This is a genomic window from Pseudomonas sp. NPDC089428, from assembly GCF_044749325.1.
Classification (GTDB): Bacteria; Pseudomonadota; Gammaproteobacteria; order Pseudomonadales; family Pseudomonadaceae; genus Aquipseudomonas.
In genome coordinates this window covers 1-4,417 of the sequence record NZ_JBIVHT010000016.1, presented here as the reverse complement: position 1 = coordinate 4,417, position 4,417 = coordinate 1, and the positions used below count along the sequence as shown (strand labels likewise).

4 protein-coding genes and 1 rRNA gene are annotated in these 4,417 nt (G+C 60.1%); 2 read left to right on the top strand and 3 right to left on the bottom strand.

The genetic code is table 11. The features are described from left to right. Positions 1 to 81: 81 nt before the first annotated feature. On the top strand, positions 82 to 423 hold the full coding sequence (locus ACIPZ5_RS22875; RefSeq protein WP_400810790.1) for a tryptophan synthase subunit beta: 342 nt from the start codon (positions 82 to 84) through the stop codon (positions 421 to 423). Between the two features lie 2 nt (positions 424 to 425). Here the strand turns inward: ACIPZ5_RS22875 and lapD are convergent, their stop codons facing one another. Together lapD and lapG are read right to left on the bottom strand one after the other, a co-directional pair. Next, entirely contained in the window at positions 426 to 2,369 is a 1,944-nt protein-coding gene (lapD, locus tag ACIPZ5_RS22870; RefSeq protein WP_400810788.1) for a cyclic di-GMP receptor LapD, read from the bottom strand. A 10-nt stretch (positions 2,370 to 2,379) separates the two neighbouring features. Beyond that, on the bottom strand, positions 2,380 to 3,072 hold the full coding sequence (gene lapG, locus ACIPZ5_RS22865; RefSeq protein WP_400810787.1) for a cysteine protease LapG: 693 nt from the start codon (positions 3,070 to 3,072) through the stop codon (positions 2,380 to 2,382). 272 nt (positions 3,073 to 3,344) lie between these two features. On the opposite strand from lapG, the gene ACIPZ5_RS22860 reads away from it, so the two are divergent. Then, positions 3,345 to 4,034: a GntR family transcriptional regulator gene (locus ACIPZ5_RS22860; protein WP_400810786.1), complete on the top strand. Its 690-nt coding sequence runs from the start codon at positions 3,345 to 3,347 to the stop codon at positions 4,032 to 4,034. A gap of 87 nt (positions 4,035 to 4,121) precedes the next feature. Here ACIPZ5_RS22860 and rrf read toward each other — a convergent pair. Then, a 5S ribosomal RNA gene (rrf, locus tag ACIPZ5_RS22855) occupies positions 4,122 to 4,237 on the bottom strand. Positions 4,238 to 4,417: the final 180 nt, after the last annotated feature.

Genomic DNA, 4,417 nt, shown 5'->3' with positions numbered 1-4,417 from the left:
TGGGCAGGCGCAGCTGGGCAAAGTTGCCTATGCTGCGCCAGAGCCGACCCTTGAGGATTCAACGTGACGAGGATGGACGCCATGTTCTATGTGCAACGCGACGGCGAGGGGCAGTTGGCGCGGGTAGAAGCCGCGCCCTACGCCGAGTACACGGAAATCCTGCCCGCCGACCATGCGGAGATTCAGGAATGGTTCGCCGACGATGTCGTCGAGAACAGCCTCAAGCAACTCAAGCAGAGCGATCTGGACATGATTCGCGTGCTCGAAGACCTGATCGAGGTGCTGACCACCAAGGGTGTGATCAGTATCACCGACCTGCCTGCCGGAGCCCAGGCCAAGCTGCTCAACCGCTCGACGGCGCGCAAGGCGCTGGGTAGCCTGAACAACCTGATTGAAGATGATGAAGCAGGCGGCTTGATCTGAGGTCAGCGCCAGGGCGCAGGCTCACCAGACAACTGGCCCTGGATCCCTTCGATGCCCATTTCCCGCAGCACCTGCCGCTCGCCTTCGGTTTCGACGCGTTCGGCGATCAAGGGCAGGTCAATGCTGTGCGCTGCTCGCTGGATTGCTTCGATGAACAGGCGCTTGTGTTGCTCCTGGTCGATGTTGCGTATGTAACTGCCATCGATCTTCAGATACGCCAGGCCCAGATGCGCCAGGTTGCCGATCATGCTGAAGCGGCCACCAAAGCGCTGCAAAGCCAGACCAAAACCTAACCCGCGCAGGCGCCGGGTCAACTGTTCCAGCACGGCCTGCTCTGGCAGCTGCTCCTCACCGATCTCGAAGATCAACCGCGCCCCTAGCGACGTGTTCTGGCTCAGCAATTCAAAGACCCGTTGCAAGGCCTTGGGGTCGGCCAGGGTCGCGGCGGACAAGTTCAAAGCCAGCACCTGGTCGTGAATGCGCAGGTGCGCAAGCACTTTTTCCAGTACCAGCTGGTCCAGCCGCGACATCCAGCCAAAGCGTTCCAGCCAAGGCAGGAAGCGGCCCGCGGGTAGAGCCTCGCCCTGCTCGTCGAGCAGCCGCGAGATCACCTTGTAGTGGAGTACCCGTTGAGTGGCTTGAGCCTGCACCACGGGCTGGAAGAACAGCTCGAAGCGCCCTTTGACGAACGCATCGTCCAGGCGCATATGCCACTCGTGCTGACTGTCGCCAGCAACGGCAGCCGCGCCCTGCTCCAGGCAGACCCAACCCGGTGTCGGCTGATTCTCGGCTCGCGCCAGGGCCTCATCGGCCAGTTTGAGTAGCGCCTGCGGCGCATCACCTGGGTTGAAGGGTGCCAGGCCAATGCAGGCGACCGGGGAGATATCACTGGCACCGGTTTCGTGCAGGCTCTGCAGTGCCGCCTCAAGGGCCTGGGCAAGTCGCACAGCGTCTTCATGGACCATACCGGGTGCCAGGACGGCAAACTCACCGCCACGGCTGCGTGAGATCAGATTGTTGGTTTCCGGGAAGGTGGCGCAGGTGCGCCGCAGCTGCTCCCCCACCGCTTGCAGCAGCTGGTCAGTGCGCTGGCCACCGAGACGCGCATTGAGCCCTGCCAGCCCCTGCACACGCAGCAACAGCAGGTAACCAGCACGGGCCTCTTCCAGATTGCTGACGCGGGCGTTTAGCTGCATCTCGAAGTAACGTCGGTTCGACAGCCCGGTCAGGCTGTCCTGATAAGACTCAGCTCGCAACCGCTCACTGCGCTCGGCCTGCTCGCTGAACAACGCCTTGAGCTTTGCGACCATTTGGTTCATTGCCTGCACTACCCGGCGCAGTTCTGGCGTGCGCGGCTCCGGGAGGCTGAGAAACTCACGCCGGGCAATGGCCTGGGACTGTTCAACCATCGCATCCAACGGGCGCAATTGCCGGCGCAGCAGCAATGCGCCCAGCACCGCACTGGCAGCACCGCACAACAGCAGCCAGCCCAGGCTGCCCAGTGCGCTCTGCCAGAGCTTGCCGATGGCAAACATCGGGTGGCTGATCACCTCGACCCGCGCGGCCTGTTGCCAGCCACGGCTGACGATGGCATCACCGCCAGCTGCTTCCAGGCCGATCAGGTGGATGAACCAGGCAGGTACGCCGCCTGGGTCGGGCTCGGCGTGGCGCTCCACCAGCACGGCGTTGGAGCCCAGGTCGATGACCTTGATGCTGGCATAGTAACCGCTGTCGAAGATCGAGCTGACCATCAGCTCTACCATGGCCGGGTCATCGATATTAGGGGTCAGTGACAACGCCAACGCGGTGGCAGCGTCCTGGGCATGTGAGCGCAACTGGTTGACGTACTGGTTGCGCGAGCTTTCCAGGCTGACCATGAAGCTGCCACTGAAGGCGACTACCAGGAACAGACAAATGGCCAACAGCAGTTGTTTGAACAGTGACATCTGCGCTCCTTCAGTAGACCGGTTCGGCCGGGAACCCTTCGGCCTGCATTTTCTTCAACACGTCCTGCCAGCGTGACAGGCGCTTGGTGTCGCCAACCTTCTTGTTGCCTGAGGCGCCGGTCAGCCACAAACCCTCGCCATTGAAGGCGTAAACCGGGAGCAGATCGGTGCGTTGGCTGGCCGGTTTGATTGCGTCCATCAAGCTGTCGAGCACCAATGGCTGTGCCTGTGGAGTTGAATAATAGGTCAGGACCATGTGCGCACGGTTCTGGCGCAGGGCTTTGACATAAGTGATGCGCAGCTTCTCAGCGGCAATGCCCATGCGGCGCAGGCTGAAGTACTTGGCAATGGCGTAGTCCTCGCAATCGCCGGCGCCCTTGATCAGGGCCTGGATTGGCGTGGCCCAATAGTCGACTTCATGCCACAGGTCGATGTCTTCGACATAACGCAACTGCTGATTGATGAACAGGTTGACCACCTGCAGGCGCTGCAGCTCGGTACCTTGGCTCTGGGTGGCCATCAGGTTCTGCCAGGCATCGATGCGTGCCTTTCCCGCCCCTAGCGGGCCGTACAGGGCCTGGGACTTGCGGCTGATCTCGGCGAAATCCCAATCCGCATGCAGGCCGCCAAGCAACAGGCTGCCAAGCAGCAGCGCAAGGCAGACGCGGCGCACGGTGGTTTTGAGCAACCAGGATATCGCCACTGCGAAGCCCTGTTCAGATCAGTCCAGAGCAGCGATGGTGCGGCTTGGCCACTTAAAAGACAATGGCACTGCGAAATCATGTAGCCGATGGTCGGCTGGCTATAACTTTATTGTTAGCGCTTAGTGTGTGTCGCTTCCTTTGCCACTAAAACTCATCCACCATATTTGGGAGCTTGGGCCGCTCGCTCCGTCGCGGGCGCAGGTTTGACAAGCCCCCTTGCCTGTTACTAGTGTCATTGGATCCAACTCTTTGTCGTCGAGGCACACTTCGCTTGGCCGAGAAAATCAAACTCAGTAACGTGCTGGCCAGCGAACAGCTGCCGGCACACCTGGCCCGTGGCGTCATAGAAGAACGCCTGCGCAGCGCCATCCTCGATGGCCGCCTGCCACCTGGCACCGCCGTGCGCCAACAGGAAATCGCCGACTTGTACGGCGTCAGCCGTATGCCGGTGCGCGAAGCACTACGCCAGCTGGAGGCGCAATCACTGCTGAAGGTAGAAATGCACAAGGGTGCAGTGGTCGCACCCTTGATTGGCGAGGACGCCGTCGACACCTACGAACTGCGCGTGCTCCTGGAGAGCGAAGCGTTGCGCCAGTCGATCCCGCTGCTCGATGCCAGCGACATTGCCAGCGCCCGTGGCTACATCCAGCAACTGGAAAACGAAACCAGCCATGCGGAAATCGGCCGCCTTAATAGGCTGTTCCACATGGCGCTCTATGGCAAGGCATCCAACCAGAAACTGCTGCGCCTGATCGAGAATGAGCTGAACGAGGAAGAACGCTTCCTGCGCTTCCATTTGTCTTCCATGGGGCTTGGCAAGCTGACACAGGATGACCATAACGCCCTGGTCGATGCTGCGGCTGACAAACTGGTCGATGAGGCAGTCCGGGTGCTGGAGCAGCACCTGAACAATGGCGCACGGGTGATCAGGAACTACCTGGACAAACAACTCGTCCGCTAGCCCCCAACAAAGGCTACGGCAGCTTGCTTGTAGCCCGGAAAAGAAAAAGCCCCTGTCTGCGCTGCAGACAGGGGCTTTTTGTTTGAATCTTGACGATGACCTACTCTCACATGGGGAAACCCCACACTACCATCGGCGATGCATCGTTTCACTGCTGAGTTCGGGATGGGATCAGGTGGTTCCAATGCTCTATGGTCGTCAAGAAATTCTGTGTGCCGGTTCGTTCTGAGGACGAACCCGCGAAATCTCTGTAGTTCCTACTTAAAGACAAAACCCCTACCTGCATGCGCAGATAGGGGTTTTGCGAAATGAATCTTGACGATGACCTACTCTCACATGGGGAAACCCCACACTACCATCGGCGATGCATCGTTTCACTACTG

What these genes read in the sequence shown, in the direction of transcription:
- ACIPZ5_RS22875 (WP_400810790.1), top strand. Translation starts at nt 82, where the DNA reads ATGTTCTATGTGCAACGCGACGGCGAGGGGCAGTTGGCGCGGGTAGAA.
- lapD (WP_400810788.1), bottom strand. Translation starts at nt 2,369, where the DNA reads ATGTCACTGTTCAAACAACTGCTGTTGGCCATTTGTCTGTTCCTGGTA.